Annotated in this window: 20 protein-coding genes; 3 read left to right on the top strand and 17 right to left on the bottom strand. The window is 44.1% G+C overall.

The annotated features are described in order from the left end of the window. Nucleotides 1–142: 142 nt before the first annotated feature. The 6 genes from tnpA to cmoM all read right to left on the bottom strand — a co-directional run bounded on the left by tnpA (nucleotide 143) and on the right by cmoM (nucleotide 8,951). The gene (tnpA, locus tag AAY47_RS05245; protein WP_047767579.1) at nucleotides 143–598 is read right to left on the bottom strand and encodes an IS200/IS605 family transposase; all 456 of its coding nucleotides are present in this window, start codon (nucleotides 596–598) and stop codon (nucleotides 143–145) included. A gap of 212 nt (nucleotides 599–810) precedes the next feature. Continuing rightward, nucleotides 811–1,524: an acid phosphatase AphA gene (gene aphA / locus AAY47_RS05240; RefSeq protein ID WP_047767577.1), complete on the bottom strand. Its 714-nt coding sequence runs from the start codon at nucleotides 1,522–1,524 to the stop codon at nucleotides 811–813. A gap of 165 nt (nucleotides 1,525–1,689) precedes the next feature. Beyond that, nucleotides 1,690–6,147 carry a chromosome partition protein MukB gene (mukB, locus tag AAY47_RS05235; protein WP_047767575.1) on the bottom strand — a complete coding sequence of 1,486 codons (4,458 nt, stop codon included), beginning with the start codon at nucleotides 6,145–6,147 and terminating at the stop codon, nucleotides 1,690–1,692. Then, nucleotides 6,144–6,866 carry a chromosome partition protein MukE gene (gene mukE / locus AAY47_RS05230; RefSeq protein WP_047767573.1) on the bottom strand — a complete coding sequence of 241 codons (723 nt, stop codon included), beginning with the start codon at nucleotides 6,864–6,866 and terminating at the stop codon, nucleotides 6,144–6,146. The genes mukB and mukE overlap by 4 nt, the downstream gene beginning before the upstream one ends. Further along, nucleotides 6,847–8,169: a chromosome partition protein MukF gene (mukF, locus tag AAY47_RS05225; protein ID WP_047767571.1), complete on the bottom strand. Its 1,323-nt coding sequence runs from the start codon at nucleotides 8,167–8,169 to the stop codon at nucleotides 6,847–6,849. Before mukF ends, mukE begins: the two co-directional genes overlap by 20 nt. Next, nucleotides 8,166–8,951: a tRNA uridine 5-oxyacetic acid(34) methyltransferase CmoM gene (gene cmoM / locus AAY47_RS05220; protein ID WP_047767569.1), complete on the bottom strand. Its 786-nt coding sequence runs from the start codon at nucleotides 8,949–8,951 to the stop codon at nucleotides 8,166–8,168. Before cmoM ends, mukF begins: the two co-directional genes overlap by 4 nt. Nucleotides 8,952–9,119: 168 nt before the next feature. On the opposite strand from cmoM, the gene elyC reads away from it, so the two are divergent. Next, the gene (gene elyC / locus AAY47_RS05215) at nucleotides 9,120–9,947 is read left to right on the top strand and encodes an envelope biogenesis factor ElyC (protein ID WP_047767567.1); all 828 of its coding nucleotides are present in this window, start codon (nucleotides 9,120–9,122) and stop codon (nucleotides 9,945–9,947) included. A gap of 108 nt (nucleotides 9,948–10,055) precedes the next feature. Here the strand turns inward: elyC and kdsB are convergent, their stop codons facing one another. The 11 genes from kdsB to ansB form a co-directional block, all read right to left on the bottom strand. Beyond that, nucleotides 10,056–10,805 carry a 3-deoxy-manno-octulosonate cytidylyltransferase gene (gene kdsB, locus AAY47_RS05210; RefSeq protein WP_047767565.1) on the bottom strand — a complete coding sequence of 250 codons (750 nt, stop codon included), beginning with the start codon at nucleotides 10,803–10,805 and terminating at the stop codon, nucleotides 10,056–10,058. Between the two features lie 3 nt (nucleotides 10,806–10,808). Continuing rightward, nucleotides 10,809–10,988, bottom strand: coding sequence for a Trm112 family protein (locus AAY47_RS05205; RefSeq protein WP_047767563.1), 180 nt, complete (start codon nucleotides 10,986–10,988; stop codon nucleotides 10,809–10,811). 130 nt (nucleotides 10,989–11,118) lie between these two features. Beyond that, nucleotides 11,119–12,111, bottom strand: coding sequence for a tetraacyldisaccharide 4'-kinase (gene lpxK, locus AAY47_RS05200; protein ID WP_047767561.1), 993 nt, complete (start codon nucleotides 12,109–12,111; stop codon nucleotides 11,119–11,121). Then, nucleotides 12,108–13,856: a lipid A ABC transporter ATP-binding protein/permease MsbA gene (gene msbA / locus AAY47_RS05195; RefSeq protein WP_047767560.1), complete on the bottom strand. Its 1,749-nt coding sequence runs from the start codon at nucleotides 13,854–13,856 to the stop codon at nucleotides 12,108–12,110. Before msbA ends, lpxK begins: the two co-directional genes overlap by 4 nt. A 35-nt stretch (nucleotides 13,857–13,891) precedes the next feature. Continuing rightward, nucleotides 13,892–16,237: a ComEC family protein gene (locus tag AAY47_RS05190; protein WP_047767558.1), complete on the bottom strand. Its 2,346-nt coding sequence runs from the start codon at nucleotides 16,235–16,237 to the stop codon at nucleotides 13,892–13,894. A 235-nt stretch (nucleotides 16,238–16,472) separates the two neighbouring features. Then, the gene (ihfB, locus tag AAY47_RS05185) at nucleotides 16,473–16,763 is read right to left on the bottom strand and encodes an integration host factor subunit beta (RefSeq protein ID WP_047767557.1); all 291 of its coding nucleotides are present in this window, start codon (nucleotides 16,761–16,763) and stop codon (nucleotides 16,473–16,475) included. A 74-nt stretch (nucleotides 16,764–16,837) separates the two neighbouring features. Next, on the bottom strand, nucleotides 16,838–18,511 hold the full coding sequence (gene rpsA / locus AAY47_RS05180) for a 30S ribosomal protein S1 (RefSeq protein WP_047767555.1): 1,674 nt from the start codon (nucleotides 18,509–18,511) through the stop codon (nucleotides 16,838–16,840). 199 nt (nucleotides 18,512–18,710) lie between these two features. Continuing rightward, nucleotides 18,711–19,397, bottom strand: a complete 687-nt coding sequence (gene cmk / locus AAY47_RS05175; RefSeq protein WP_047767552.1) for a (d)CMP kinase — start codon at nucleotides 19,395–19,397, stop codon at nucleotides 18,711–18,713. A gap of 170 nt (nucleotides 19,398–19,567) precedes the next feature. Further along, nucleotides 19,568–20,875, bottom strand: coding sequence for a 3-phosphoshikimate 1-carboxyvinyltransferase (gene aroA, locus AAY47_RS05170; protein WP_047767550.1), 1,308 nt, complete (start codon nucleotides 20,873–20,875; stop codon nucleotides 19,568–19,570). 92 nt (nucleotides 20,876–20,967) lie between these two features. Then, nucleotides 20,968–22,056 (bottom strand): 3-phosphoserine/phosphohydroxythreonine transaminase, encoded by a 1,089-nt coding sequence (gene serC / locus AAY47_RS05165; RefSeq protein ID WP_047767548.1) that lies wholly within the window; start codon nucleotides 22,054–22,056, stop codon nucleotides 20,968–20,970. A 419-nt stretch (nucleotides 22,057–22,475) separates the two neighbouring features. Then, nucleotides 22,476–23,519: an L-asparaginase 2 gene (gene ansB / locus AAY47_RS05160; protein ID WP_047767547.1), complete on the bottom strand. Its 1,044-nt coding sequence runs from the start codon at nucleotides 23,517–23,519 to the stop codon at nucleotides 22,476–22,478. A 146-nt stretch (nucleotides 23,520–23,665) separates the two neighbouring features. Here ansB and ycaO point away from each other — a divergent pair, with 146 nt between their 5' ends. Beyond that, on the top strand, nucleotides 23,666–25,429 hold the full coding sequence (gene ycaO, locus AAY47_RS05155; RefSeq protein ID WP_047767545.1) for a 30S ribosomal protein S12 methylthiotransferase accessory factor YcaO: 1,764 nt from the start codon (nucleotides 23,666–23,668) through the stop codon (nucleotides 25,427–25,429). A gap of 426 nt (nucleotides 25,430–25,855) precedes the next feature. Next, entirely contained in the window at nucleotides 25,856–26,713 is an 858-nt protein-coding gene (gene focA / locus AAY47_RS05150; RefSeq protein WP_047767543.1) for a formate transporter FocA, read from the top strand. The last annotated feature ends 40 nt before the right edge of the window (nucleotides 26,714–26,753 follow it).

Genomic DNA, 26,753 nt, shown 5'->3' with positions numbered 1-26,753 from the left:
CTAATTAGATCACGTTATTAACCCTTATTCAATAGGTGTTAAAAAGTATGCTCGCGCCCTGCCCTATAAGGGCATGTTACCGACTGCGCCAAAATGACGCCGCTTTCTCTTTGTTCAAGCTAAATGTCATTGTCTCTTTGGCTTACCCCTTAAAGGGATCCTCATACTCACGTGCACTCAATTTATCCTGTATGAAATCTTGCTTTTCCTGCTCTCGGATATACTTACGGATCGTGGCTTCATTGAGTCCTACTGTACTCACATAATATCCTTCTGACCAAAACTTCCTGTTGCCAAATTTGTATTTTAGATTCGCGTGCTTATCAAATATCATCAGTGAACTTTTACCTTTCAAATATCCCATGAAACTCGATACACTGATTTTCGGCGGGATACTCACCAACATATGCACATGATCTGGCATCAAATGTCCTTCTATTATTTCTACCCCTTTGTACTTACAAAGGTTTTTTAAAATCTCACCTATACTTGAACGTAAACTTGCAAAAATAACTTTCCGTCTGTATTTCGGCGAAAAGACGATATGGTATTTGCAGAGCCACTTTGTGTGGGCCAAGCTTTGTGCTTTAATTCCCATAAACACCTTTCCTTCTTAGTTACGCATATTAGCTTGAACATCTATATCGTAACGGAAAGGTGTTTTTCTTGGTATAACCCCCTGATCTCCACCCGCATAGCGGGTTGTTTTATGTTTAAGAAGCATAGGGCTTCTTAAACTGGCTAAAGCCCTAAAAAGGAAAAGGCACCTTTAGTGACTTTAATCAGAGTATATTATATTGAATTTTAAGATTAATACTCAGAATTAATGGCGACTTCTTCTCCAAAGCGGCCAGCTTTAGGCAGGGGCTGATAAGAAGAGTTTGATGCTCTCAAGATACGAATACCTCGAATATTCAATTCACGGGCTGCGGCAATATCAGTATCTGCATCGCCATAATAAATCTTCAATTTATGCTCTCTCATCCAACTGACTTTGTTATTTTTACCTGCTTCATCTCCCGCGAAAATAACGGCATTCATTTTATCGGCTGAAATATGTAAGTCTTCCTGTAAGTATTTGGTCACCGCTTCTGTCTTAGTTTTTGTCCGGGCTGTAATGAAATAAATATCATCCCCCCGCTTTAAGTGCATCTGAACCAATTCAATGCCGATCTTTTTGGGTATACTGAATTTATCCCATTCATTATTCATTTTTTCCCAAAATGCCGGGTTTTTCAGATAACTATTGTCATGAGGTGAATACTCCGATTTACCACGATAAAAACCTGGACTTGAAAACAGTACGGTATCATCGATATCAAAACCTACCGCCATTGCGGGTTGGTTTTGCAGGCTTTGCTTAATCTGCGCTACGGATACCCAATGCACAGCATGACGTTGAGCCAACTCTGCCACAGAAACGCCTGAATCAACTTGCTCAGGCATAAACATTTTTGCTTGTGCCATGCGGTTCAAACCAAAAGTGAGCACAACTGCACTGAATACCAGAGTAACTTTACGCATCGTTATTCCTTTTTTACATTAGTAGTAACGGTGCGGAATAGTAACCTTTCTCATTACATCAAAACGAGACGTACTGCACAAGGTAACAAATAAGATCTATCTCCCTAAAAAAGGGACATAATATGTCCCCCCTTAGAAAAATATCATGCAGTGATAAAGTTATTCCTACAATATAGGTTGTATCTGGTTTTGTGGCTGTTCAATAACCGGCACATCCTGCCCAAAACCACGCAGCCCAACAACATGTACATGTTCCTGATTATTGAAAATCTTACGTACCAGTTTATAGGTTGTCCCTTTTTCTGGGCTGATATTTTCCGGCGCAGCAATAATTAACTGCATCTGTAGACGTTCACATAGCTCAAACAGCGTTGCAATGGATTTCGCATCCAATCGGGCAGCTTCGTCAAGGAACAGCAATCGGCATGGTGAAATATCTTTACCACGCAGACGACGTGATTCCTCTTCCCAACTTTGTACAACCATGACCAGAATAGACATCCCCGTACCAATCGCTTCTCCGGTAGAAAGTGCCCCACTTTCCGCTTTCAGCCAGCCATCCGAACCCCGGTTGACTTCAACCTCCAACTCAAGGTAATTGCGGTAATCCAGCAACTCTTCACCAATGGTCTGCGGCAGACGCTGCCCTATGTCGATTTGTGGGTTCAGACGCTGATAAAGTTTCGCCATCGCTTCTGAGAAGGTCAGCTTCTGGCTGTTGAACAGATCCTGATGCTGCTCCTGCTGCTCAGAAAGTACATCCAGCAAGAGGGAATGACTTTCACGCACATTCACATTCAAGCGCACGCTGCCAACCTGTCCAAAAGAAACCGCCTGCAACCCTTGATTAAGCATGCGAATGCGGTTTTGTTCACGTTGAATGGTTTTGCGAATGATATTCGCCACGCTTTTGGAACTAATCGCCAGTTTCTGCTCACGCGAGGTTAATTCTTCAGTCAGACGAGCCAGCTCAATTTCCATCTGTTCAATAGCATCGACGGGATCATCCGTACGAATGATATCCTGCCGAATGCGTTCGCGCAGATGTTGGTAAACCGCCACGAAAAATTGGATCTTACGCTCAGGGCGCTTCGGATCTTCGGATAAACGCAACGCATCGCGCAGGTGTTCATTATCGGCCACCGCTAGACGCAATGCCCCCAGCGCCTTATCCGACATTGAACGCAGCTCATCACCATCCATATAAGCCAGCTCGCGGCGATGTAAGCGACGTTCAACGCCGCTGTCTTTCACCATGCGCATAACCGCACACCAACCCGCCTTAGAAGAGACCACCTGCTCACGCTTCTGGTCATAATCACGCTCGGATTTGCGCAGTTTTTTCTGGAGGTTTTCCATTTCTGCCTCACAGAACGCGATCTGTTTCTCAAGCTGGTTAATGCGGGAACGGTTGGCATTCACAGCGACGTGGAGCTGATCACGACGTTCACGGGCACGACTTTCGGCGTTGGCATCGGCCTGGACACCGATATCTTTCAACTCCTGCTCAAGTTCTTTCAACATATCTTGCTTAGTGTCATAAGAACTTTTCAGTGATGCCAATACTTGATTAAATTGCGCGCATTGTGCTTGCTGCTGACGCAATTGTTCACGCGCACGGCTACGATCAGATTCTGCGTGTTCAAGGCGTTGGCGCAGTTTGTCGTTCAGGTCGGCATTTTCGTTGAGCATACCGGCGGAGTCGCTATAGCTGAAATGCGCACGACGTTGCACAACTTCCGTCAAGGCAAAGGCTTGTTGTTTAGCCTGATTCTGGCTCTGTTTCGCTGCCTCATAATTCTTCTGCAACTGCTCATGTTGCTGTGGATCACTTTGCAAGACCGAAACCAAGGGTTCAAGTTTAGCCAAAGCATTGCCGTGCTGTTGCAGGAAACGCGCCGCTTCCTGAGCCGCACTCATTTCTTCTCGGACTGTTTCCACTCGATCAAGCAGGGTTTCATCCAACAAAATCGTCATTTGTGGAATCAGGCGATTCAGCACTGACAGGCTCTCTTTCACCTGAACCAGTTTCTGTTGGTGCTGTTGAGCCTGAGTTTCAAATTGCGATAACTCACGCTCCAGTTCAGTACGACGCTGACTCAGGCGACGAATTTCTGCTTCCGGATCATCATCAAATGCAACAGAAAGATGTTTCCCCACAAAACGGCTGAAAGCCTGATGCGCACGCTGAACTTTCTGCACATCAAACGAAAGTGTCGCATAGCGCTCTGCCAGTGTATCCCGCTCAAAACTGAGTGCTTCCAGACGACTTTCCCTTGCTGCCCGTCCAAATAGCGGAACCTCAGGATAACGGGAATAACGCCACTGGCGCTCGGATGATTTCACCAGAACGGCGTTTTCCTGCTCTTCAAAATGGAATACGCTGTCGTCAAAAGACTGCGGATCTCCCTCAATTAAATAGAGATCTTCCGGGCAATCTTCCAATGTTTCCAGATGTTGACGAACCAGTGAGAGATCAGGCACGACAATGCCGTGCCGCGCAGGGCCATAGAGTGCGGAGAAATAAGGTGCGTCATCAATGGTAATGTCATCATAAATTTCAGACAATAAAACACCACCAAAACGCTCTGCCAATGCAAGCAATCGGCTATCTTCGGCACCACTTGGTTGGTTCAGACACTCAATCTGTTTTTCCAGTTCGCGTTTCTGTGCAGCAATATCATCACGCTCAACCGTAATTTCGCGTTCTTGTTCGAGCAATTGCTGCATATATTCAGTCACATCGTGACTATTTTCGAATGTTTCATTGCATTGTTCACTCAGCTGCTCCAGGGCTTCCTGGGCAGCCAACCATACAGGTGCCCGTGCTGTCAGCGCTTGAATTTTTTGCTTGAGCTGTTCAAGCTCCTGACGTATTTGAATACGACGTTCACCGCTTTCATTGGCACCCAGGCTCAGTTCTTCCAATTGAGCTTCCAGCTCTCCCCGTAACGTCTCCAAGTCTTCTGGCTGATATTGCTGGTTATGGCGCTTACAGAATTCCTCCAGCAAACGCTCTGCATTTTGCTGACTGTTCAGGCGTTGTTCTAGCTCGGCCAACTGGATACGCAAAGGTTGGACGCGTTCAGTCAGATGACGCAGGGATGACCATTCACGCAATGCTTCACGAGCGGCTTGCCATGCTTCACTGCGGCTTACTTCACCAACAATATTTTTTACCAGTTGGTAAGCCTGTTCAAACTGGCTATGCGCCGCGTCAGCAACGCTCAATTTCTGTTCCAGTGCCAGTAACGTCTCTGTCGCTTGCTGCGCTTTAGCCTGATAGGTTTCCTGCCATTTGTCGGCATTTTCTATCGACAGATCGGGAAGCTGGCAAAGTTCACGGGTACGCTCTAACGCTTGCAGTGCTTGCTGATATTGAATAGCGCGAGTTTGCTGTACATCCAAAGCTTGTTGATAGTCAGCAAGCTGGCTTTTCAGTTCATCAACTTCTTGTTCTGTCGCTTCAAATGTGGCTTCATATTCCGCCTGAAGATCTCTCGCCTCTTCGACAACTTCACTCTGTTCTTCCAGTCGGTAAGTTAGTTCTTCAACATCAGATTGATAGCGATCAATTTTTTCCTGCTGGCGCATCGCCGTTTGAACCAGATTCAGGTGGTCACTGGCTGCCTGATAATCCATGTCTAAATCAGAAGATGCACCGCTTTGTTCTGCCAGTTCCCTCGCCATTTCAACATGACGGTATTGTTCAGCAACCAGTTGACGACGGCTGCCAAATAACTCACTGCGCAAAGCCAGAGCTTCATCCAGATGAACGCGGCGTTCGTTGGCATGGCGCATATAGTCAGCAGACACATAAGCCGTAGCTTCTGTGATAAGGTGCTTGAAAAGATCACGGTCAGATTGGGTGACACGGATAGCTTCCAGCGTAATGCGGTTTTCACGCAATGCGGCTTCCATATCCTGAAATGCTTTTCTGACGCCGCTGTTTTCCGGTAACAAGTAATCACGCAATGAACGGGTAATCGCACTGGAGATTCCGCCATATAATGATGCTTCTATCAGGCGATAAAACTTGCTGCGGTCACTCGCCGAACGCAAACGTTTTGGGATCACGCCCAAATCAAACATCAGGGCGTGGTAATCTGTAATCGAGTTAAATTGCTTGAACTGAACGCCTTCCATCTCATCAAGGCGTTCCTTTAATTCATTTAACGGCAGAACCCGCGCCTGACGTTCGTTGATATTGTCAGTCAATAACTGTGTTGGCTGAATCGACGCAGGAACGCCCTGGATCATAAATGGCTTAATATCAACTTTTCGATCACGTCCTGCCACTTGTTGTAAACGGACTCCGGTGATGATCCGTTGATGGCGAGAGTTAACAACATCCAGCGTGGAGTAGCAAACACCTGCCCGTAACTTACCGTGCAACCCTTTATCACGTGAACCCGAGGTGGCCCCCGCTTCTGTCGTATTGCGGAAATGGAGCAGTGTTAAATCAGGGATTAATGCGGTCACAAACGCCGCCATTGTGGTTGATTTACCTGCACCATTACCGCCGGATAAGGTCGTCACAAGCTCGTCAAGATCAAACGTTCTGGCAAAAAAACCGTTCCAGTTAATTAACGTCAGTGAGCGAAATTTACCACGTTCAATCATGACTGTTCACCCTCCGCACCTTCTGCTGAATGCCCTGATGCTTCTTCATGTTCATTATCTTCCTGCGATGCTTCCCTTTCTACTGGCATGGCTTCACCATCACGGATCATGCGTAATTGTGCCTCGCGTGGGTCATCACCGCTGCGTACATCTGCCCCGAAACGAAATACCGCTTCGGTAATCGTAAATTTATTGCTGTCGTTTTGCAGGAAATAAACCATACCCAGACGGCGTAAGCGGTTTAAGGCGATGCGCGCTTTTTCCTGCAATTTCTGTTTGTCCAGATCTGAGCCTGTCGAGCGTTGATTCATTAATTTCATTAGCTTATTTTCATCTGCCAATGACAGTAATTCTTCGTACAGCTCCTGAAAGGTAAATATTCCCTGATTAGACAGGCGCTCCGGGCTAAGGTAGAGGTAGCACAGGAGCTTACCTACCATCATATCTAATTCGGACAGCACAGATCGCGGGATCAGCGCCGTCGAACGGGGACGCAGATAGAAAAAACCTTCTGGTGCACGGATTAATTCGACGTTATAACGCGCATAAAACATTTCCAGCTCTTCCTGAAAATCCATCAAAAAAGCGTGGTTATCAAGATCATCCAGACTGATATGACGCCCTGCCCGCAGTTGGCTGTCTAATTCAGGGAAAAGTGGATTGGATAATGCCTGAGCCAGTTTCACTGGCATAAGTTGTTCAATATGTGTCGATGACATGTGCCTGTACCTTGGCTCCGTAATCATTAATCGCTAACCATTCCGCTGGCAAACCAGAGAAATCCGCTTCTGCAACGCCCAACCTGACGGCTTGATCCACCAAGATACGAGCCACATCAAAATGGCGTTTACGTGGATACTGGACAAGGTAGTCGCGCAGTACAGCCCCCAAATCCAGAGGAAGTTTTGCCTGTTGGTAAACTGCCAGCGCCTGCTCTACCATTTCAGCTAATTGTTCATTGATTTCACTAAACTCTTCATATTCCATTTCTGGCGGTAATTCTCCCATTACCTCTTCATTACGCAGAGTCAACTCTTCATCACGCATATCCAGAAAACGTTCTGCATTAGCAACAGTCAGAGTCCACGGGCTGTCAAAATAGTGTTGAATGGATTGACGAAGGCGCTGGGCAAAAATGCGGTTTTTATCCATATCAATAGCGGTTCGGATAAATTTGTGAACGTGGCGGTCATAACCTATCCACAGATCAATGGCTTGTTGCCCCCAACTGATAATGCGATCCAGTTTGCTTTGCAAGTCAAAAACCAGTTTATCCACCAACTCAGAACCACCGCTGTCCATATTCGCAGCCTGGATGCGTAATAGATTAGCCTGCAATTTATCACCCGCGGCTTCTAACGTATCCTGAAGTTCCCGCAGTGTGCCGGAGGTTTCAGACAGTAGTTGTTCACAATTAGCGATAGCGGCCTGCCAATCCTGATTGAGTAGTGCAGCGATATCGGTTTTTACGCTGTGTTGCTGTTCATCCATCAAGCGCTGAGACATATCGATGCTGTCAAAAATTTCAGCGACAGAATATTTAAGAGGGGCAAAAACATTGCGATGCCAATGTAATTCATCCCCCCCTTCTTCGGCTGCCTCTGCGGCTCGATGCAATTCGTTAGCAACGATAGATAACTGCATAGAAAGACGCAACGTGGAGAATTCACGCTGACGGATGTAATAATCACTGATACCAATTCCCAACGGTGTCAGGCGATAAATGGCATTGCCATCCGCCAATTCACTGGTAAAACGGTTAAGTAACTTCTGGCGAACCATATCGTTAATGGCATTATTCGCCCTGACAGATACGGCTTCCGAAGTCAGCTCAAAACCCTTGCACACTTCACGAAAGGCATCCACCAGCTCCCCTTCACTCATTTCACCATCAAGCCGTTCACTGTTTAATACGGCAATAGCCAGCAAAAAAGCCAGGCGTTCCGGGGGTAACGAAATTGAAAAATCATTTTTTCTGGCCCAGGACACAAGTTCAGGAACCGTCTGGGAATATTCACTCATAATTCGCTCTTTAAGGCAGGCTTGCGTGCCATCACATGAATGTAACGCCCCAGGCTGATATAGGGCTCCTGTCTGCAATAACGCTGTTCAAGTTCAAGCAACGCTGGAAAATCTGTGTCTTGTAATTGACGATTTTGCAGGTAATCGTGAAAAACTCTCACGCCTGTTTTACCTGTTATTTCCATCTTAAGTTCAGTTAGCCATTGATATACCTGTTCCGGTATTAATGGATGCTGTGGCGACAGAGAACGTTTCCGACGACGCTGGATATTAGGTGTCGCCAAATGAAAATTACCCAAGATAGCGTTACGCATGACCAGCCCATTAGCATTATAAAACATTAATGAAAGTGCACCAGCGGGCGTTATTATCTCTTCCAATGTCTCTATTGCCCCTTTTTGGTCGGTGATCCACTCCAATACAGCATGAAATAAAATCAGATCAACGGGCTGTTCAATATGCTGGTGAATTTCCTGTACCGGGCTTTGGATAAATTGTATCTGATCGAGAAGACCCCGCTCTTCGGCGTTATGTTCCGCTCTCTGAATCATCTTTTTTGATAGATCACAAAGTATGACCTGATGTCCCAATTCGGCTAATTGGCAGGCCATATTACCTTCACCGCCCCCCGCATCCAAAATGCGCAAAGGCCGTTGAGGCAAATGATTCAGCAATTCGTTAATATCCTGCCAGACAACGGCCTGCCTGATTTTACCTTTGGTTGTGCCGTAAATATTACGCGAAAATTTGTCTGCAATATCATCGAAATTGCGATCCCGCATGAAAAGCTGCCCCACTTATAATCTAAGTTTAATTTATCTATTGAGTAATTATGCTATCTACTGCTATTTTAACTACTGTTATTTTGGCACAGTAATCATTTAATTAACTACTTTTAGCCTTAAATTTGCCATTGCGCGATTATCATTTAACCAATCCAAGGCCAATCAATGTTATTTCTGCTAAAAAAATATATCGGTTCGCTATTAATGCCTTTACCGCTGATTATTATCGTTTCTTTTGCCGCGCTGTTATTACTCTGGTTTACCCGCTGGCAAAAAACAGGAAAAACCGTTTTATCACTCAGTTGGCTGGCATTACTTTTATTTAGTTTACAGCCTATCGCAGATAAATTCTTACTCCCTGTCGAGGGAAAATATGTTCAGCGCTATGAACCAGACACAACATCTATCACTCCCGTAAAATATATTGTGGTTCTTGGGGGCGGATTTACTTATAACCCCCAATGGGCTCCCAGCGCCAACCTTATCAATAACAGCTTGCCCAGAGTGACTGAGGGGATTCGTTTATATCATCTCAATCCTGGCGCTAAAATGATTTTTACTGGCGGTAAAGGTGTTAATACCATTAGCAGTGCCGAAGTTGCTGCTATGGTAGCACAATCTCTGGGAATTCCTGTAGAAGACACGATAGCACTAAAAAAACCCTTGGATACAGAAGAAGAGGCTGCTGAAGTTGAAAAAATCGTCGGGCAACAACCTTTCATTCTCGTCACTTCTGCCAATCATATGGAACGATCTCTCACGTTTTTTGCACAACGAGGTCTGCATCCAATGGCGGGTCCTGCCAATCAATTGGCTGTCACAACGCCTTTATATTCGTGGGAAAAATATCTTCCTTCTTCCTACTATTTATCACACACTGAGCGTGCCTGGTATGAGACATTAGGGCGCATCTGGCAGACTATTAAACCGGCAAGTCAGGATATGCGTATTGAAAAATCAGAAGGCTCTCAGCAAAAAGGTGATGAGAAATAACATCAGAATTAGAAGCGAAGCGTGACGAAACGGGCAAGAAAAAAGAGAATGCGGTATAAACGTTAGGCATTCTCTTTTAAATCTCACCCGATTTCAGACAAGAAAAGGTCAGAGCGTGGCAAAAACTTTTCTGACGGTTTCCAGATCTTCCGGTGTATCAACACCCGCACCGGGCGCTTGCAGTGCTTTTGCCACATGGATCTTTTCACCGTACCAAAGCACTCTTAACTGTTCGAGCATTTCGATACTTTCCAATGGACTTGGTGCCCACTGAATATAGCGTCTAATAAACCCAGCCCGATACGCATAAATCCCAATATGGCGTAGGAAATACTCTCCAATCGTTTCTGTTGATTGCATAAAACGATCCCGTTCCCACGGGATAGTAGCGCGGGAAAAGTAGAGAGCATAACCTTGTGAATCCATCACAACTTTAACAGCATTAGGATTAAATGCCTCTTCGGCATCCTGGATCGGTACAGCAAGCGTTGCCATTCCTGCATCACTGCCAGCTAAATTATCAGCCACCTGCCTGATGATCTGTTCTGGAATAAGGGGTTCATCGCCCTGAACATTCACAATAATTTCATCATCAGCAAATTGGTATTTATCGATAACCTCAGCCAGACGCTCCGTACCTGAATGGTGATTTTCGCGTGTCATACAAGCCTCACCGCCTGCGGCGACCACTGCATCAAACACGTCTTGATTATCTGTCGCCACAATAACCCGATCAGCACCAGAACGGATAGCCCGTTCCATCACACGCACTACCATTGGCTTACCATGAATATCAGCCAATGGTTTTCCAGGTAAACGGGTTGAGGAAAAACGTGCTGGAATGATAACGGTAAACATAGATTATTGGTTTTCCTCTGTCGGCAAGACACGTGCTTCATTCTCCAGCAACACAGGGATACCATCACGGAAAGGAAAAGCGAGACAATCAAACTTACAAATCAGTTCAAAGTTTTCTTTATCATAACTAAGTTTGCCATGACATAGTGGACAAGCAATGATTTCGAGTAAACGGTGATCCATATATCCCCCAAGTAACGGGCCTCAAATTTAATGTGGGTCAGAATACCACAAGCAATGTATCACCGTTAACTTTGTTGCTTTGTTTAATTTCCCTGATTTTCTTTAGTATGATGAGAATAGCCCAACATCATTAACGAATATTTAATTCTGGCAATAAAGCACAGATATCGTTCAATACCTTTTGCCCTTTTTCTTCTGGCAATTCAGCGTGTACAGGTAAATACCACCAGTTAGGTTGCGCAAATTGAAAACATTTAACCGCATCTTTTTCTGTCATCAATAAATTTTGATCACTCGTTGCCAGAGCCAATAATTGAGATTTTTCGTACGTCTGATGATCAGCAAAAGCGTGTGTTTTCTGTAATCTCGCCCCTAATTGCTGCAATGTTGCAAAAAAACGTGGGGGATGTCCGATCCCTGCCATCGCAATACCATTGGGAAGATCTGTCACTTTTCGCGTTTCACCAGTCAGTAAGTTAACCACCAAATCCCCCTTTAAGGTCATTGGTCTTTCACCCGCTTCCGGTGTCCCACCATTAACAATGATGGCATTGACACTATTTAAGCGCCCTGCCAATTCTCGCATAGGGCCAGCTGGCAACCAACAGCCATTACCAAAACGACGAACCCCATCAATCACCACAATCTCATAATCACGCTGCAAAGCATAATGTTGCAGTCCATCATCGGTAATGACGATATCAACCGGAGCATATGCCAGTAATGTCTGAATGGCTTCGGCTCGCTTTGGTGCTACCGCAACAGGCGCACCGGTACGACGGCGAATTAAAACCGGTTCATCTCCTGCTTGTGCCGTTGTCACTTCATCGGTAACCAGTAACGGATAATGTTCCGACTTCCCACCATAACCACGCGAAACAACACCAACCCGATAGCCTCTTTGCTGCAACTGTTCAACCAGCCAAATCACAACCGGGGTTTTGCCATTTCCCCCTGCTGTCAAGTTACCGACAACAACAACAGGCACCGGTGCCTTCCAGGAGCGACGCCATCCTCGCTTATAACTTAAACGACGCAAGCCACTTATCAGCCCATAAAGGGCTGATAATGGTAATAATACGATGTAAAGCCATGATCGGCCTGACCATATGCGTTCAATCATTGGCCAAATTGCATCCTGTGTAATTGTGCATATGCCCCATCATGTTGCACCAGAGTCGCATGGTCGCCCCTTTCTATGATATTCCCATCTTCAATGACGATAATTTCATCGGCATTTTCAATAGTAGAAAGACGGTGAGCAATGACCAATGAAGTTCTGTTTTTCTGCAATTCATCTAATGCAGCCTGAATTGCACGTTCAGATTCCGTATCTAATGCAGAGGTTGCTTCATCCAAAATTAAGATCGGAGAATCACGCAATAAAGCACGGGCAATCGCAATACGCTGACGCTGTCCTCCAGAAAGCAAAACGCCATTTTCACCAATCATAGTATCAAGGCCATTATCCATCTTTTTGATAAAGTCCATTGCATAAGCCATTTCTGCCGCCCGTTCTATCTCTTCACGGCTAAAGCATCCTTCACTGGCGTAAGCAATGTTATTGGCAACCGTATCATTGAATAAATGGACATTTTGCGATACCAGCGCGATTTGGTTACGCAGTGAAGCCAGGGTATATTCACGCAGGTCATGACCGTCTAATACTATCTCACCTTCATTTATGTCATAAAAGCGCGTCAGGAGATTGGCAATTGTCGATTTACCTGATCCTGAGCGCCCAACTAATGCAATCGTCTTTCCTGCCGGGATCGCCATTGAAATATTTTTCAACGCAGGATGATCCTTGGTGGGATAACAGAAGGTGACATTACGGAATTCAATGTTGCCTTTTGCCTTTTTAATTTCCAATTTACCTTCGTCTTTTTCCTGCTCCATATCCAGGATAGTAAATAAGGTCTGGCATGCCGCCATACCACGTTGGAATTGGGCATTAACGTTAGTTAAGGACTTTAATGGACGCATCAGGGCAATCATCGATGAGAATACAACGGTGATTTTCCCCGCAGTTAAGGCACCCATAATTTCAGGGAAACTGGCCGCATACAGGATAAATGCCAGTGCAAAAGAAGCAATAATCTGGATAATCGGATCTGAAATGGAATCAGCAGAAACCATCTTCATACCCTGCTGGCGCATATGATTACTGACTTTGTCAAAGCGTTTAGTTTCAACTTTTTGACCACCAAAAATTAAAACTTCTTTATGCCCTTTCAGCATCTGTTCCGCACTGGTTGTTACCATTCCCATGCTGCTTTGCATATTTTTACTGATATTACGAAAACGCACGGAAACAAGACGAATAACTCCCGCAACTATCGGCGCAATAACAATCAAAATAAGGGAGAGTTCCCAACTGTAATAGAACATCAGTATAAACAGGCCAATAATTGATGCTCCTTCCCTGACAACCGTCACTAAAGCACCGGAGGAAGAAGAGGCAACCTGTTCTGAATCGTATGTAATACGGGAAAGCAAAGTTCCCGTGGATTGCTGGTCAAAGAAGGAAACAGGCATTCCCATCATATGATTGAACAGGCGGCGACGCATCTGCATGACCACTTTGCCTGATACCCAAGAGAGACAATAACTCGATACAAAACCGGATATGCCACGCAACAACATCAATCCGATAACAACCAGTGGCATCCACTTCAATACGCTAATGTCTGCCTTGCCAAAACCCTCATCAAGCAAGGGCTTCAATAAGGAAAGCATCAATGTATCACCGGCAGCATTAATAACTAACGCAACCGCCGAAACTATCAGACCGATTTTAAAAGGAGTGACAATCGGCCACAATCGGCGAAAGGTCTGCCAGGTAGAAAGGTCTTTATCATTCATTATTGAGTTACCAAAACCAAAAGAAATAGCGAATCATTCTACTCATGATCGCCACGAATACCAAACCACTGATGATACCATCGTGACACTATTTGTTGTCGATAACCTTCTAATTTAATGTCATCACGATAAAAATAGCCGGTTATCTGACCAGAAACGGCTGTGCTATGCCATTCAACTCCGGCATTTTTATAGCGTTGTTTCACTTTCACTGAAGGTAGCCTCCACGGGCTATAGCGTGCAACTGAAGCCAAAGCATATTGAGGCATAACTCTGCGTATAAATACCGAAGTAGAAGAGGTGTTACTCCCATGATGAGGTACTTGTAGTACTGTTGCATGTAGATGATTCTTCTCAAGCTCCAATAAGCGGTATTCGCCCTGCTTTTCTAAATCTCCTGTTAATAACAGACTGTATTTACCATCATCAATACGGATCACGCAAGATTGATTATTGCCAACAATAGCTGACTTTTCTGGTGGCCAGAGAACGGCAAAATTTAACCCCTGCCATGTCCACCGTTCACCACGGATACAAGGCAAATGAGTCTGATTCAAGGAAGGGCTTCTAATTTGGATATCAGGATATTTTTCAAGTAGATATTCCATTCCTCCCGTATGATCCAAATGATCATGACTCAGGATTATCTGCCCTGGTGTTAAACGATGCCAACGTAAATAAGGTTCAATAACTTTTTCTGCCATGCTGCCCGTTTCCCAACGATTTCCTGTATCAAATACAATCGCTTCTCCTCCCTTGTCAATGACCACCGCTAATCCATGCCCCACATCCAGCATGGAAAAACGCCATTGATAATCATTGGAACGTTTGGAGTAACACACAATAATACCAATGCAAACACCCAACAACCATTTATAAGATCGCCACCAACCTAAGCGCCAAATCACAACAAAAAACCAGCCTACTAACGTAGTGACTATCGGATAGTGCCCTGTTTCAAACCATGAATATGTCAAAATAGGTAAGGGGGCCAAAGCAAATAAAATGCTGTAATCAACAAGCTGCCATAAAAACGGTTGGATAACCGGAAGAAAGAGACAAACCATCCCCAATATCACCAACGGAACAGATAAAAAAGAGATAATCGGAACAGCCCACAGGTTAGCCACCAATGATGCAATATTAACGCTCTGAAATAACAGAAGCTGCAACGGCAACAACATTAGCAACATGCCCAGCTGCATATGCAATACGCGCAGCCATGACCACTGCCAACCATGACGTATTTTTTCTGGCAAAGGCATCCAATAAAACCAAAATAACAGTGCCATCACCGCAGTAAATGAGAGCCAGAAACTGTCAGAAAGTATTGCCAAAGGATCAAAAAATAAAATAAGGGCGGCACTCCATAAAGCCCATTGCCATGAAAAACAATGCCTGCTTTTGCACCGTAAATAAATCCATAAAGTTAGCCCCAATATTGCCCGAATGGCTGGAATTCCCCAACCAGACAACCATCCATACAGCATTGCGGTTAACCAGCCCATGATCAATGGAAAGCGAAACCCAATCCATTTTGCCGGAAAGAAAAATTGCGTCATTCTTGCCAAACCCCAGCCAAATAAGCTGGCCATTGCAATATGCAGCCCTGAAATTGCCATCAAATGAGCAATACCTGTCTGCTGTAATAGCAAGCGAGTGGATTTATCCAACCACGTCCTTTCACCAAATGAGAGTGCTAATGCAATACCTGCTTGTTTTAATGGCTGAATTTCTGGTAACAACTTATTCATGAAACTTTGTCGAAGATTACAATTTTTATCGAGTGGTTTTGCCTCAATAATTTTTCCATTCAATGGCTGACGAATAGAAAGTGAATATCGTTGGCTATCAAAACTACCGTGGCTTAGTTGAGCATGAACAGGCCTGAGTTTCATTGTCATCTGCCACTTCTGACCGGCGCATAGCAACTCTTGAGAGTTCCATGATACTGATGCATATAAGGCAGGAATAATATATTTCCCATCACTCTTAATCAGCCTGATACGATAACGCGTCTTTTTATTATCTTCTTTCGTATTATTTTCCAACAATACACTATCAATCATAACAATTGCAGTACGGGACGTTTCGCTGAAATAAGTGATTTGTGCCAATATATGATGACCATGCCAACATCCGAAGATAAACGCCCATAATCCTAATGATATTAGTCGTATAATTTTATAAGGAAAAAATAATAAGCAACATGCAATGGTAACCAGATATTGGATGACTTTTTGTTGAGGAAGCTCTGCAAGGAATAATAAGGGAAAAATTCCCAATATAATGGCTAACGCAGCCAAATTTAGACTGATAAGTGGCGTCGGTTTTCGCCAAATGGCAAATAAATAGGTAAAAAGAGAAAATATTATCGGCTGCATCCATTATGCCTCTGTGCTGACATTCTATTCACGCAAGAGAGATTATGACATAGTAAATCTTACTGCCAGTTCGAGAAATGTTTCTGTGGAATCGCTTCGCAAATTAACGTTTAAACAGAAGAAACGATGCCAAAAAAATACGTCTATTCTCACAAAAACCAGAGAAAAAAAATTTGGATATACAAAAAACGGCACCCTAAGGTGCCGTTAGTTTAATTAAGTAATAACTGATATCTTAGCTATCGCTATAGATATTCACGCGGTCACGTAACTCTTTACCGGGTTTAAAGTGGGGGACATATTTGCCATCCAATTCCACTTTTTCACCTGTTTTGGGGTTACGCCCCACACGCGGAGCCCGGTAGTGAAGAGAAAAGCTGCCGAATCCGCGAACTTCAATACGTTCACCTGCGGCTAGTGTTTCTGCCATATGATCAAGCATTTCTTTCACTGCATCTTCAACGGCTTTGGCCGGCATGTGAGATTGCTGCTCTGCAAGTCTTTCGATTAATTCAGACTTGGTCATGGTACCTCCCTAAACTACCGTATTCGGGTAATATTCTCATTATAGAGAATATTACCCGTCGTTATTGACTTAGATTATTCGCCTTTAGCTGCTTTGAAAGCTTCAGCCATTGCGTTGTTAGCAAAGTTTGTGTCTTCTTGTTTGTTCACAGAAGCGATAGCGTCTTTTTCATCAGCTTCGTCTTTTGCACGAACAGACAGGTTGATTATGCGGTTTTTGCGATCAACGCCAACATATTTAGCTTCAACTTCATCGCCAACGTTCAGAACTTGAGTTGCATCTTCAATGCGGTCACGAGAAGCTTCTGATGCACGCAGGTAACCTTCAACGCCGTCAGCTAATTCAACTGTAGCACCTTTTGCGTCAACTGCAGTGACTTTACCAGTAACAATTGTACCTTTCTTGTTTACAGACAGGTAATTGTTGAATGGATCTTCTGCCAGTTGTTTGACACCCAGAGAGATACGCTCACGCTCTGCATCTACTTGCAGAACTACAGCAGCGATTTCGTCGCCTTTCTTGTATTCACGAACTGCTTCTTCACCTGCAACGTTCCAGGAGATGTCGGACAGGTGAACCAGACCGTCGATGCCGCCTTCCAGACCAATGAAGATACCAAAGTCAGTAATAGACTTGATCTTACCTTCAACGCGATCGTTCTTGTTGTGCGTTTCAGCAAATTGTTGCCAAGGGTTAGATTTGCACTGTTTCAGGCCCAGAGAGATACGGCGACGTTCTTCGTCAATATCCAGAACCATAACTTCCACAACGTCACCCACGTTAACAACTTTGGATGGGTGGATGTTTTTGTTGGTCCAATCCATTTCTGAAACGTGTACCAGACCTTCAACGCCTTCTTCGATTTCAACGAAGCAGCCATAATCAGTCAGGTTAGTTACGCGACCAGTCAGTTTAGTACTTTCTGGATAACGTTTAGCGATTGCTACCCATGGATCTTCACCCAATTGTTTCAGACCCAGAGATACGCGAGTACGCTCACGGTCGAATTTCAGTACTTTAACTGTGATTTCATCGCCCACATTGACAATTTCGCTTGGATGTTTAACACGTTTCCAAGCCATATCAGTAATGTGCAGCAGGCCATCAACGCCGCCCAGATCAACGAATGCACCGTAGTCAGTCAGGTTCTTAACGATACCTTTAACTTCCATGCCTTCTTGCAGGTTTTCCAGCAGCTGATCGCGTTCTGCGCTGTTTTCAGATTCGATAACTGCACGACGAGAAACAACTACGTTGTTGCGTTTCTGATCCAGCTTGATGACTTTGAACTCAAGCTCTTTGCCTTCAAGGTGAGCAGTGTCACGAACTGGGCGAACGTCAACCAGTGAACCTGGCAGGAACGCACGGATACCGTTCAGTTCTACAGTGAAGCCACCTTTTACTTTGCCATTGATAATACCAGTGACAGTTTCAGCTTCTTCGTATGCTTTTTCCAGCATCAGCCATGCTTCGTGACGTTTCGCTTTCTCACGAGACAAGACAGTTTCACCGAAACCATCTTCCACCGCATCCAAAGCTACGTCGATTTCATCGCCAACTTGGATTTCCAGCTCACCTTGAGCATTTTTGAATTGTTCTACAGGAATTGCAGATTCTGATTTCAGGCCTGCGTCAACCAATACAACGTCTTTATCGATAGCAACCACGACACCACGGACGATGGCACCTGGACGAGTTTCGATAGTCTGTAGGGATTCTTCAAAGAGTTGAGCAAAAGATTCTGTCATGTTTATGATCTTCAAGATTCTTAATTAACGTCCATCTAGCGTCCCGCCGAATGGGGTTGTTTTACATACCTCGCAACTTTTTCTTTTTCCCTGTTACAAGGTGTTTTAGTGTACCAGAATATTTCACTACCAATACACCAGAATTCTATATACATCTTCTTGATACACTACTGCAATAGTGTACTTGAAAAATTAACAATTATGCGGATATTTCCAGCGCGTTTCTCGCATAAGCCAGTGCATTATCAATCACTTCTTCGATAGACATGCTGGTCGAGTCCAGGATTAATGCATCTTGTGCAGGCACTAAGGGTGCGACTGCCCGATTGCGATCACGATAATCCCGCTCTTGTATCTCGGACAAAAGATTTTCAAAGTTAACACTAAAACCTTTCTCCTGCAACTGTAACATACGTCTGCGGGCGCGTTTTTCTGCACTTGCATCAAGAAATATTTTCACCGGCGCATCAGGAAATACGACCGTTCCCATATCACGACCATCAGCTATCAGCCCAGGTGCAATGCGGAAGGCTCTCTGCCGACGTAAGAGTGCTTCACGGACACGTGGGAATGTTGCCGCCTGTGAAGCCGTATTTCCAACGGTTTCGGTACGGATTTCATTGCTGACATCTTCGCCTTCCAGAATGACCCGGAGTTTGCCATTTGCAGGTACAAAACGAACATCCAGGTTTGCAGCCAGAGGAACCATTGCGTCTTCAGACTGAATATCCACCTGATGATGGATGGCAGCCAGGGCCAATACACGATAAATGGCACCTGAATCAAGCAACTGCCAATTTAACGTTTCAGCCAATGCCTGACATAGTGTTCCCTTGCCAGCACCACTTGGCCCATCAACGGTTATTACTGGGGCTATCGCCGCCATCATTATCCTCCTTTTCGCATAACATTCGGATAACAGACAGATCATTTACCGAATGCAAAAAATTGCTCAATTAGCAAGCAATAAAACCTGTCCTATTATACGCGCTCAATAGATGAGAGAAACAGGGAAAGCCCGTTTATTTCTATCCCTACCGATTTTTGCTTCTCCATTTATTTTGCGTACTGGCTGAGTTTTTCAAGCTGATTGAAATAGTCTGGGAATGTCTTTGCTGTACAGCCTGGATCAAGGATAGTGACTGGCGTATCCGATAGAGCTACCAACGAAAAACACATCGCAATGCGATGATCATTATAGGTCTCAATTTCAGCATGATTAAATTTTTCTGGCGGAGAAATTCGAATATAATCATGTCCCTCTTCCACTTCGGCACCTATTTTTTTTAATTCAGTTGCCATTGCATTTAGCCGATCGGTTTCTTTTACCCGCCAATTGTAGATATTGCGGATAACAGTTTCTCCCTGTGCAAACAACGCGGTTGTCGCAATCGTCATTGCCGCATCAGGAATAGCATTCATATCCATATCAATGCCTGCCAATGTACCGCGTTCGCATTCGACAAAATCGTCCCCCCAACGAATCGTTGCCCCCATCTGTTCCAACACATTGGCAAATTTGGTATCCCCTTGCAGGCTATTTCTGCCAATGCCCGTGACACGAACGATCCCGCCTTTAATTGCCGCCGCAGCCAGAAAATAAGATGCCGATGAAGCATCGCCTTCTACCAGATACTGCCCCGGAGACAAATATTGCTGCCGGCCTTTAATGTGAAAAACCTGATATTGTTCATTGTCTACCGTTACACCAAAACTTTTCATCAGTGCCAATGTAATATCAATATAAGGTTTAGAAACCAAATCACCTTGTATGTGGATTTCCGTGTCGTTTTTTGCCAATGGCGCTGCCATCAACAAAGCGGTCAGAAACTGGCTGGAAACAGTGCCATCAACGGTCACTTTTCCACCTGAAAATCCCCCTTTGATATGTAAAGGCGGGTAATTTTCCTGTTCAAGATAATCAATTTCTGCCCCTCCTTGACGCAATGCATCGACCAAGTGACCAATTGGACGTTCTTTCATACGCGGTTCACCGGTCAATACCACGCTTATGCCACTGTCTCCCAAACTGCTGTCCCCTAAACATAGAACCGCAGCCAATGGGCGCATTGCTGTACCCGCATTGCCCAGAAACAGTTCAATATCATTTTTGCCCGTCATGCACCCGCCAATGCCATCGACTTCACAGATAGTACGATCGGCGGAAAGACGATAGGAAATACCCAATACAGCCAGAGCCTTGAGCATGTAACGGATATCATCGCTGTCCAACAAATTGGTCAATCGGGTTGTTCCCTTAGCAAGAGCAGCGAGTAACAAAGCGCGGTTAGAAACGCTTTTAGAGCCAGGCAAGTTAATCGTTCCATTAATATAGGAAACAGGTTGTAACGTCAGGGATTGCATAATAGAGAGGAATCTCCAGAGATGATTTTAGTTTTTAGGATAGATCGAGGATTTTGAGATCGGGAGGTTTTATCCCTCCCGACGATAAAAAATTATGCATTGCGGCGTTCAAAATTAGCCATAAATTCAACCAATGCGTTCACACCCTCATAAGGCATAGCGTTATAAATCGAAGCACGGGCGCCACCCGCAACTTTGTGCCCTTTCAATGCATGTAACCCGTGTGCATAGGCTTCCTCCAGAAACTGACCATCTAACACTGGGTTAGCCAGTTGGAAGGGGACATTCATGATAGAACGGTTTTGAGGAGCAACACGGTTGATATACAACTTGCTGTTATCAACGGCATGATAGAGGTGTTTCGCTTTAGCATGATTGCGTTTACTGATTTCTTGTAGCCCTCCCTGCTCTTTCAACCACTTGAATACCCTACCAGACAGATACCATGCAAATGTCGGCGGCGTGTTATACATAGAGTCGTATTGAACCTGCACAGTATAATCCAGAATGGATGGCGTATGCGGGTGTGCTTTACCCAGGAGATCTTCACGAATAATAACGACGGTAATCCCTGCTGGCCCAATATTTTTTTGTGCCCCGGCATAAACAACACCATAACGGCTAACATCAATAGGGGCAGAAAGGATGGTTGAAGAATAATCGGCTATGACAATTTTATCGTCACCAAAATCAGGCTCTTCAAAAATAGCAATACCTTCAATCGTTTCATTAGGACAATAATGAATATAGGCAGCGTCACTGCTTAAGGCCCATTCACTCATTGGCTTCACACTTTTGACGCCGTCCGTTTCTGTTCTGATATCAATGATGTTTGGCGTGCAATATTTTTCTGCTTCTTGCGCTGCACATTCAGACCAGTAACCACTAACGATATAATCTGCTGTCGATTTATCACCCAGTAAATTCAGTGGTAATGCCGCAAATTGCCCACGAGCACCGCCGTGACAAAACAGCACCTTGTAATTCTCAGGTATTGCTAATAAATCTCGGAGATCTTTTTCTGCTTCTGCCGCAACAGCCACAAATTCTTTGCTGCGGTGACTAATTTCCATTACAGATGTTCCCAAGCCGTGCCAGTTGCAAAGTTCCTGTTCTGCACGTCGTAACACTTCTGCCGGCAACATAGCTGGGCCAGCGCTGAAATTATATACCTGACTCATTAACTTCACCCTATCAATGGATACAATAAAATCGGACGTATTGGTTTTATCATTCTCGCCCTGCCGCTGCAATAATTATTGAACATTTGTTACAAGAGACAGTATCACTTTCTGATAGACCCACTTATTATAAATAACGCAATGAATTATAAATAAAATAACAATCGCTCAGGAAAGACAATCTGGATAATATCAGCCTTATTTAATACCAAAGAATAAAAAGCCATTTATACCCATCCAACTTCAAGATGTGTGTTATATTTCCACGCGCAACGAGGAAATATAAAGCCTCGCGTCGTCTTGCGTATTACAACTTGAAGTTCATCGAGTATAAAAGATAATTTATCTAAAAAAATACGAATAAAAAAGAATATAAAAAGGCGCATTAAATGCGCCTTTTTATATCGTTAAATCAGGAATTAATACTGACTAAACATTTCCTGAATTTTTTCTACATCAGAAGTTTGCGTCAGAGCCAATTGCAGAAGAACGCGAGCTTTCTGTGGGTTCAAACGCTCTGAAGCCACAAAGCCATATTTGCTGTCGTTAACTTCAGCATTTTGGGTCGTGTAGCCGAAAGGAATACGGCTGGAACGAACAACAACAACACCCTCTTTAGCGGCTTTAGACAACGTGTCAAGAATAGATTTATAGATGTTACCGTTACCGACACCTGCGCTGATAATACCCTGATAGCCATTTTCAGCGAATGCTTTTGCTGGCAGATCAGAGGCGTTGGAGTAGTTATAAACAATACCTACTTTCGGCAACTTATCCAATTTGCTTACATCAAAAACGGCTTTATTTGCCTTTACTGAAGCCGCAGAATAATAGCGTACTTTGCCATTGTGAACGAAGCCCTGGGCGCCGGCATTCACAGCCTGAAACGCCTGAACTTCCGTTGTGCTCAGTTTACCGATATCACGGCCATGAATAACGGAATCATTCATCGCCAGCAGCACACCACGGTTTGCCGAATTTTTATCAGCAGCAACAACCACAGCGTTATACAGGTTCAACGGACCGTCAGCCCCCAGCGCGGTAGATGGACGCATTGCACCAACCATCACAATAGGCTTCTGGCATTGGGTGGTCAGATCGAGGAAATACGCCGTTTCTTCCATGGTATCAGTACCGTGGGTGATCACAAACCCGTCGGTTTTGTCACAATCTGCATTGATTTTCTTCGCCAGAGTCAACCATACCTGATCGTTCATGTCCTGAGAACCGATGCTGACAACCTGCTCGCCTTTCAAATCAGCAATATTTTTAATTGCCGGTACAGCATTCAGCAGAGCATCAATGCCTACTTTACCCGCTGTATAATTAGATTGCGTTGCGGATTCACCACCCCCAGCAATTGTGCCCCCTGTTGCCAAAACAGTAACGTTTGGCAAAGCGAATGCAGAACCGCTAACTAAAGCCAGAAAACTGGCTATTGCTGTTATTTTAGTCTTTTTCATTATTCAACCTCTTGTAAAAAAGCCATTTTATTATGTAAACCAAGAATAAATAAACTCTAATTAACAATAATTTTTGGGAATTGATAGAGCGGATAAAAAAAACGCCGTATGATATGCGCCTTTAACATAATTTGAAGTGAACCACGATGACGCAAACCTATATCCCAGGCAAAGACGCCGCGTTAGAGGACTCCATTAATCGCTTTCAGCACAAACTGAAGTCCCTCGGTTTTAATATTGAAGAAGCCTCATGGCTGAATCCTGTCCCGAATGTTTGGTCAGTACATATCCGCGATCGTGATTGCCCGCTGTGCTTTACCAATGGCAAGGGAGCCAGCAAAAAAGCGGCATTGGCCTCTGCTTTGGGTGAATATTTTGAGCGTCTATCGACAAACTATTTCTTTGCTGATTTTTATCTGGGTAATACCGTTGCCAATGGCGAGTTTGTTCATTACCCAGATGAAAAATGGTTCCCGTTGCCAGAAGATGACTCTCTGCCAAAAGGTATCTTAGACGAACGCCTGCATCGTTTTTACAACCCAGATAACGCGCTCTGTGCCAGCCAGTTAGTGGATCTGCAATCGGGCAATGAAGAGCGGGGGATCTGTGCCCTGCCATTTACCCGCCAGTCAGATAATCAAACGATTTATATTCCAATGAATATTATCGGAAATCTGTATGTTTCAAACGGTATGTCAGCCGGCAATACCATGAACGAAGCACGTGTACAGGGATTATCTGAAGTATTCGAGCGCTATGTGAAAAATCGCATTATCGCAGAATGCATCAGCCTGCCTGAAATTCCACAAGATATTATGAATCGCTACCCAAGCGTCGTTGAATCAGTCAATAAGTTGCAGGAAGAAGGTTTCCCACTCTATTGTTACGATGCCTCACTGGGTGGACAGTTCCCGGTCATTTGCGTCGTCCTGTTCAATCCTGATAATGGCACGTGTTTTGCCTCCTTTGGTGCCCATCCCGATTTTGGTGTTGCACTGGAGCGTACCGTCACAGAACTGTTGCAAGGCAGGAGTCTGAAAGATCTGGATGTCTTCACCCCTCCAAGCTTTGATAATGAGGAAGTGTCTGAACATACTAATCTGGAAACGCATTTTATTGATTCAAGCGGTGTAATTAGTTGGGATCTATTCAAGCAAGATGCTGACTATGCGTTTGTTGACTGGAATTTCAGCGGAGCAACAGAAGAAGAGTTCGACACCCTGATGGAGATCTTCAATAAACTGGATGCTGAAGTTTATATTGCTGATTATGAACACCTTGACGTTTATGCCTGCCGCATTCTGGTGCCTGGTATGTCAGATATTTATCCGGTGGAAGATCTGCACATTGCCAATAACACTATGGGGAGCCATCTGCGCGACACCATTCTGGCATTGCCGGAGAGTCAATGGCAGCCAGAAGAATATCTGGCTCTCCTCGAACAGTTAGATGATGAAGGCTTGGATGACTTTACCCGTGTCCGTGAGTTATTGGGCATTGCAGTGGGTAAAGATAACGGTTGGAGCAACCTGCGTATCGGCGAATTGAAATCTATGCTGGCATTGGCTGGTAAAGATTTGGAGCAAGCTTTGATTTGGGTTGAGTGGACACAGGATTTCAATGCTTCTGTTTTCACCACTGAACGAGCTAACTATTATCGCTGCCTGCAAACGTTGTTACTGTTAACCCAAGAAGAAGATCGCCAACCAGATCAATATTATCAGGCATTTGTAAAAATGTACGGTCAGGGTACTGTTGATACTGCCTCTGCTGCCATTGCCGGAGAAAACAGCTTCTATGGTCTGTGGACTATTGATTTAGAATTAAAAGCATTGCCTGCCCATCAGGCATTATTAGATGCTTATGAGAAGTTGCAAGAAGCCAAACGTGAATTTTGGGCTAATAAATAACCCATCGCATTAGCGCTCATACGCGATAAACTTCAAGTTGCAATCCGCAAGACGACGCGAGGCCTTATATTTCCCCGCTGCACGGGGAAATATAACACGCATCTTGAAGTTGGATGGGTATATGACCATAAAAAGTAAAATACAGGTTAAATACAATTTATTTTTAAATAACAAATAAATGACAATTTAACCTGTTATTTTACTTTTAATATCTAACAGGCCAAAACTGCTTATATAAAATATTTTTATAAATTTTAAAAAATATTTTACCTTAAAAATCATATTATTAATCTTATATCACCACATTTAGGCTGTCATATCTCATCAGACTTTCGGTCTAATATGATCCATATCAAATTCAGGTCAATCCCCGTTTGTTACTATCAACGCGTGCTATGATTAATTAAGGATAAAGAGAGTGTTAGGATGAAAACTGACAACCCTTTCAATTTATTTTCACCTGCTGTAATGGCACAAATCGCTGATGATATTGGTGTATATAAAGTCAATAAACATCCCGCAGTGACTTATTTATCGGCAATCATGGCAGGTGCATTTATTTCCATCGCTTTTGTTTTTTATATTACAGCAACAACAGGAACCTCTTCCATTCCCTATGGGGTAGCTAAATTAACGGGTGGGATCTGTTTTTCCCTTGGTTTGATGTTAGTAGTGATATGTGGCGTCGATCTCTTCACTTCCACTGTGTTGACGATCATTTCAAAAGCAACAGGACGTATTACCTGGTCTCAAATGTTCAAAAACTGGATTAACGTCTACATCGGTAATTTAATTGGCGCCCTGTTTTTCGTCGCTTTGGTCTGGTATTCCGGCCAATATACTGTCGCTAATGGTACTTGGGGGCTAAATGTATTACAAACAGCAGATCATAAAATGCACCACTCCTTTATTGAGGCAGTATGTCTGGGTATTTTAGCTAATCTGATGGTATGTCTTGCTGTCTGGATGAGCTATGCCGGACGCAGTCTGATCGATAAGTTATTCGCGTTGATCCTGCCAATCGGTATGTTTGTCGCCAGCGGTTTTGAGCACAGTATCGCTAACATGTTTTTAATTCCGTTCGGGATCATTATCAAAAACTTCGCACCCGATGAATTTTGGCTGAAAACAGGAACAAGTCCTGAACGATTTCCACAACTTAATGTTTCAAGCTTTATTACCGATAACCTGATCCCTGTCACAATAGGTAACATTATTGGTGGTGCGGTATTGGTTGGGTTGACCTATTGGTTGATTTATTTACGTGGCGGCAAAAATCATTAATTCGCCTCCAAGTCAGATTTCTTAAAAATTCCACTGTTAA

Origin of the sequence: Xenorhabdus griffiniae, from assembly GCF_001028135.1 — a bacterium.
Classification (GTDB): domain Bacteria; phylum Pseudomonadota; class Gammaproteobacteria; order Enterobacterales; family Enterobacteriaceae; genus Xenorhabdus; species Xenorhabdus bakwenae.
The sequence above is the reverse complement of the archived record's forward strand: the minus strand, read 5'-3'. Positions and strand labels throughout refer to the sequence as shown.

Coding starts and splice junctions, on each gene's coding strand:
- tnpA (WP_047767579.1), bottom strand. CDS start 598: ATGGGAATTAAAGCACAAAGCTTGGCCCACACAAAGTGGCTCTGCAAA.
- aphA (WP_047767577.1), bottom strand. CDS start 1,524: ATGCGTAAAGTTACTCTGGTATTCAGTGCAGTTGTGCTCACTTTTGGT.
- mukB (WP_047767575.1), bottom strand. CDS start 6,147: ATGATTGAACGTGGTAAATTTCGCTCACTGACGTTAATTAACTGGAAC.
- mukE (WP_047767573.1), bottom strand. CDS start 6,866: ATGTCATCGACACATATTGAACAACTTATGCCAGTGAAACTGGCTCAG.
- mukF (WP_047767571.1), bottom strand. CDS start 8,169: ATGAGTGAATATTCCCAGACGGTTCCTGAACTTGTGTCCTGGGCCAGA.
- cmoM (WP_047767569.1), bottom strand. CDS start 8,951: ATGCGGGATCGCAATTTCGATGATATTGCAGACAAATTTTCGCGTAAT.
- elyC (WP_047767567.1), top strand. CDS start 9,120: ATGTTATTTCTGCTAAAAAAATATATCGGTTCGCTATTAATGCCTTTA.
- kdsB (WP_047767565.1), bottom strand. CDS start 10,805: ATGTTTACCGTTATCATTCCAGCACGTTTTTCCTCAACCCGTTTACCT.
- AAY47_RS05205 (WP_047767563.1), bottom strand. CDS start 10,988: ATGGATCACCGTTTACTCGAAATCATTGCTTGTCCACTATGTCATGGC.
- lpxK (WP_047767561.1), bottom strand. CDS start 12,111: ATGATTGAACGCATATGGTCAGGCCGATCATGGCTTTACATCGTATTA.
- AAY47_RS05190 (WP_047767558.1), bottom strand. CDS start 16,237: ATGCAGCCGATAATATTTTCTCTTTTTACCTATTTATTTGCCATTTGG.
- ihfB (WP_047767557.1), bottom strand. CDS start 16,763: ATGACCAAGTCTGAATTAATCGAAAGACTTGCAGAGCAGCAATCTCAC.
- rpsA (WP_047767555.1), bottom strand. CDS start 18,511: ATGACAGAATCTTTTGCTCAACTCTTTGAAGAATCCCTACAGACTATC.
- cmk (WP_047767552.1), bottom strand. CDS start 19,397: ATGGCGGCGATAGCCCCAGTAATAACCGTTGATGGGCCAAGTGGTGCT.
- aroA (WP_047767550.1), bottom strand. CDS start 20,875: ATGCAATCCCTGACGTTACAACCTGTTTCCTATATTAATGGAACGATT.
- serC (WP_047767548.1), bottom strand. CDS start 22,056: ATGAGTCAGGTATATAATTTCAGCGCTGGCCCAGCTATGTTGCCGGCA.
- ansB (WP_047767547.1), bottom strand. CDS start 23,519: ATGAAAAAGACTAAAATAACAGCAATAGCCAGTTTTCTGGCTTTAGTT.
- ycaO (WP_047767545.1), top strand. CDS start 23,666: ATGACGCAAACCTATATCCCAGGCAAAGACGCCGCGTTAGAGGACTCC.
- focA (WP_047767543.1), top strand. CDS start 25,856: ATGAAAACTGACAACCCTTTCAATTTATTTTCACCTGCTGTAATGGCA.